Annotated in this window: 4 protein-coding genes; 1 reads left to right on the forward strand and 3 read right to left on the reverse strand. The window is 75.4% G+C overall.

Annotation, left to right across the window (positions count from 1 at the left end; translation table 11 throughout):
• Positions 1 to 45 precede the first annotated feature (45 nt).
• Positions 46 to 846, reverse strand: a complete 801-nt coding sequence (yaaA, locus tag ACFWZ5_RS45405; RefSeq protein WP_384806338.1) for a peroxide stress protein YaaA — start codon at positions 844 to 846, stop codon at positions 46 to 48.
• A 94-nt stretch (positions 847 to 940) separates the two neighbouring features.
• Here yaaA and ACFWZ5_RS45410 point away from each other — a divergent pair, with 94 nt between their 5' ends.
• On the forward strand, positions 941 to 2,422 hold the full coding sequence (locus ACFWZ5_RS45410; protein ID WP_384806336.1) for an RNB domain-containing ribonuclease: 1,482 nt from the start codon (positions 941 to 943) through the stop codon (positions 2,420 to 2,422).
• Here ACFWZ5_RS45410 and ACFWZ5_RS45415 read toward each other — a convergent pair.
• Complete coding sequence (locus tag ACFWZ5_RS45415) at positions 2,334 to 3,083, reverse strand: hypothetical protein (protein WP_384806334.1); 750 nt, start codon at positions 3,081 to 3,083, stop codon at positions 2,334 to 2,336. The two genes, ACFWZ5_RS45410 and ACFWZ5_RS45415, sit on opposite strands and share 89 nt — an antisense overlap.
• Positions 3,080 to 3,889 (reverse strand): MerR family transcriptional regulator, encoded by an 810-nt coding sequence (locus ACFWZ5_RS45420; RefSeq protein WP_384806332.1) that lies wholly within the window; start codon positions 3,887 to 3,889, stop codon positions 3,080 to 3,082. Before ACFWZ5_RS45420 ends, ACFWZ5_RS45415 begins: the two co-directional genes overlap by 4 nt.
• Positions 3,890 to 3,935 lie beyond the last annotated feature (46 nt).

A 3,935-nucleotide genomic window follows, 5' to 3' on the forward strand; every position in this document is an offset into this window, starting at 1 on the left:
CCCCTGGTTTCGGGAAGGGGCGGGTCAGGGGCGCACCCGCGAGGCTCAGTGGATGTCGCGGACCACCACATCCAGCGCCCACGCCCGGTCCGCCTTGGCGGGCACCGTGGACTCCACCACGTACCCGAGATCCCGCAGCGCAGTCACCAGCTCCCCGGGCGACGCGGGCGCGGCCCCCGCCGTCAGCAGCGACCGGACCACCCGCCCCTTCGTCGCCTTGTTGAAGTGGGAGACGACGGACCGCCGCTCCACCCCGTCCACGACCCGCGCATGCAGCACGCGCACGGTCGCCGTACGCCCGGCAACCTCCCCCTTCGGCTTCCACGCGGCCGCGTACGCCGCGGACCGCAGGTCGAGGACGAGCCCGTCGCCCGCGGCCTCGGGCAGGACGGAGGCCATCGGCCCCCGCCAGAAGGCGCCGAGCGCGCCGAGCCCCGGCAGCTTCACGCCCATCGAGCACCGGTAGGAGGGGATGCGGTCGGCGACGGAGACGGCGCCCCACAGCCCGGAGAAGACGAGGAGGGACCGCGCGGCCCGCCGCTTCGCGGCGGCGTCGAGCGAGGCCAGGTCGAGCGCGTCGTACAGGACACCGGTGTAGATCTCACCGGCGGGCCGCGCCCCGGCGGTGCGCAGCTCGGCGTTCTTGGCGACCTCGCCCCGCAGCCCCTCGCTGAGCCCGAGCACCTCGCGCGCCTTCTCCTCGTCGGCCGCGCACAGCTCCACCAGCTCGTCGAGCACGGCGGCCCGGGCGTCGGCGAGCCCCGGCAGGGACAGGCCCTCCGGCTTCAGCGGCGCCCCGCGCCCCGACGCGGCCTTTCCCTCGGACGGCGGCAGCAAGACGAGCACGATCAACTTCTCCTTCGTAGGGATTCGGCGGCCCTCGCGAAAGCGTACGGGGTACGGGGTGCCGACCCCGCGCACCCGACCTACGCTCGATGCCATGCCCCGCCGCCACCTCCATGTGAAGGGCGCCCCCGAGGCCCCGCTGCGGGCCGCGCTGCGCGAGCTGCGCGCCCGGCTCGACGTGCCGGAGGCCTTCCCGGCCGAGGTCCTCGCGGAGGCGGAGCGGGCCGCGACGGCCCCGCGCCTGCCGGACGAGGACGCGACCGGCGTCCCCTTCTTCACGATCGACCCGCCGACCTCCGTCGACCTGGACCAGGCGATGCACCTGTCGCGGCGCGCGGGCGGCGGCTTCCGGGTGCGGTACGCCATCGCCGACGTGGCGGCGTACGTCACTCCGGGCGGCCCCCTGGACGCCGAGGCCCACCGCCGCGTCACCACCCTGTACTTCCCGGACGAGAAGGTCCCGGTGCACCCCACCGCGCTCAGCGAGGGCGCGGCCAGCCTGCTGCCGGACCAGACCTGCCCGGCGCTGCTGTGGACCGTCGACCTCGACGCGGAGGGCCGCACGCAGACCGCCGAGGTGCGCCGTGCCCTCGTACGCAGCCGCGCGAAGCTCGACTACGACGGCGTGCAGCGGGACATCGACGCGGGCACCGCGGAGGAGCCGCTCGCGCTGCTCGCGGACATCGGGCGGCTGCGCGAACGCCTTGAGGTGGAGCGCGGCGGCATCTCCCTGAACGTCCCCGAGCAGGAGATCGTCGAGGGCCCGGGCGGCGACACGTACGCGCTCGCCTACCGCGCGCCGCTGCCCGCCGACGGCTGGAACGCGCAGATCTCGCTGCTCACCGGCATGGCCGCCGCCGAGATCATGATCGGGTACGGGGCGGGGGTCCTGCGGACCCTGCCGGTCGCGCCGGACGGCGCGGTCGGCCGCCTGCGCCACACCGCGAAGGCGCTGCGCATCGACTGGCCGCACCACGTGCCGTACGCGAAGCTGGTCCGCTCCCTCGACCCGAGGCTGCCGCGCCACGCGGCGTTCCTTCAGGAGTGCACGACGCTGCTGCGCGGCGCCGGGTACACGGCGTTCAGCGGCGGCGAGGTCCCGGAGCTCACGACGCACGCGGCGGTGGCCGCGCCGTACGCGCACTGCACGGCGCCGCTGCGCCGCCTCGTCGACCGGTACGCGGGGGAGCTGTGCGTGGCCGCGTGCGCGGGCGCCGAGCCGCCCGACTGGGTGCTCGCGGCCCTCGCGGACCTGCCGCGGGAGATGGACGAGGGCACGCGGCGCGCCAACTCCGTGGAGCGCGCTTGCGTGGACACCGTCGAGGCGGCGCTGCTCAAGGACCGGGTCGGGGACGTCTTCGACGCGGTCGTGGTGGACGTCAAGGAGGGCGAACCGGCGGTCGGGACCGTGCAGTTGGCGGAGCCGGCGGTGGTCGCCCGGGTGGCGGGCGGCACGGGGCCGCTGCCGCTGGGGGAGCGGCTGCGGGTCAGGCTGACGCGAGCGGATCCGGGGCCGGGCTCGGGGCCGGGTCAGGGCTCGGGTTCGGATCCGAGGGTGCTGTTCGCTCCGGCGTGACGGCCGCCTCGGACCGCGCCGATGGCACCGACTGCGCTGCTCGTGCCGACCGCGCCGCCCGCGCCAGGCTGAGCGCGGCGACCAGTTCGCGCGGCTCGTCCGCGTGGAACCGCACCACGCGCGCGTGCGCGCGGCGCCCCAGCGGGCGGACGAACTCCACCGGCCGTACGAGCTCCACGGTGACCGTCGTCTGACTGCCGACGACGACGTCGACGGTGCTGTCGTCCTGGATGCGCAGGGTGCGGCCGACGTCCGGATAGCGGCGGTCCACGCGCGCGTGCCGGATGTCCTCGGCGGCGATGCGGAGATCGAGGAACTGCCCGTACCGCACCCGCAGCGCCCCGTCCGGGCCCACGACATGGGGCCGCGTCACGCACGCGGCGTGCAGCGCGACGATCTGCGCCACGGTGTACGCGTCCACGAGGAGCAGCGCGGCGTGCGCGAGCGGCCAGGGGATCACCAGGGCGAGCGCGACCGTCTCGACGACGGCGAGGAAGGCGAAGGCGAAGAGGGTGGCGGTCTGGGGACCCGTGTACGCGGCCGGGCTGTCGCCGGGGTGGACCCCGTGCGGCGGCCGCCGCGCGACCCACCGGCCGAGACTGCGGAATCCCCGCAGCTCATGGGCGATGAGCCGCCGCAGCACCCGTACCGTGCCGGTCACAGTGACCACCCCGTCCTGCCGGTGAGCAGCTTCAGCATGTGGCGTACGGCCGCCGCCTGGGCGGGCGCGAAGTCGTCGAGGAACGCCTCGCCGAAGGAACTGCCCACGCCGGGCCGCTCCTTCGGCGAGGCCCCGTCCCCACCGTCCCCGCCCCCGTCCACGAGGACCGCGAGGATGTCTTCCGGCACGAGGCCGGCGAGTTCCCGGCCGAGCGCTTGGGCCCGCGGGTCGTCCGCCGGGGCGTCGGCGAGCTCGTCGAGGCGCAGGTACACCTGCCGCATGCGCGCGGTCAGGCCGGGGTCGTCGGCGATCTGCCGCAGCGCGCCGTAGAGGCGGTCGCGCAGCTCCGTGTCGACGACGGCGTCGAACAGGGCGAGGTGTTCGAGGTCCTTGGCGGCGCTCGCGGACTCGGTGGGCAGGAGCCGCCCGAGGAGCTCGGCGAGCCCCGGGGACACCGGGCCGTCGTGGGGCAGCAGCCCGTCCCTGGACATCTGGAGCAGCTCGGCGAGCCGGACGCGCCGCTCCCTGATGGCGGCCTCCTGACGCGCCAGGTCCTCGTCCAACTCGGCGAGCACCTCGGTGAGCTCCCGCCCCGCGTCGTCGGCGAGCACGTCCCGCACCTCGTCGAGGCCGAGGCCGAGCTCGGTGAGCCGCTTGATCCGCGCGAGCGCGATGGCCTCGCGGAGGCCGTAGGTGCGGTAGCCGTTGGGCCGGCGGGCCGGTTCCGGGAGGAGGCCGAGGTGGTGGTAGTGGCGGATGGCGCGGGTGGTCAGGCCGACGGCGCCGGCGATCTCTCCGATGCGCATGAACCCAGTTAAAACGTTGCCCTTACGTCAAGGTCAAGACCTGTCT

It is taken from the genome of Streptomyces sp. NPDC059003 (assembly GCF_042740445.1).
GTDB lineage: Bacteria > Actinomycetota > Actinomycetes > Streptomycetales > Streptomycetaceae > Streptomyces.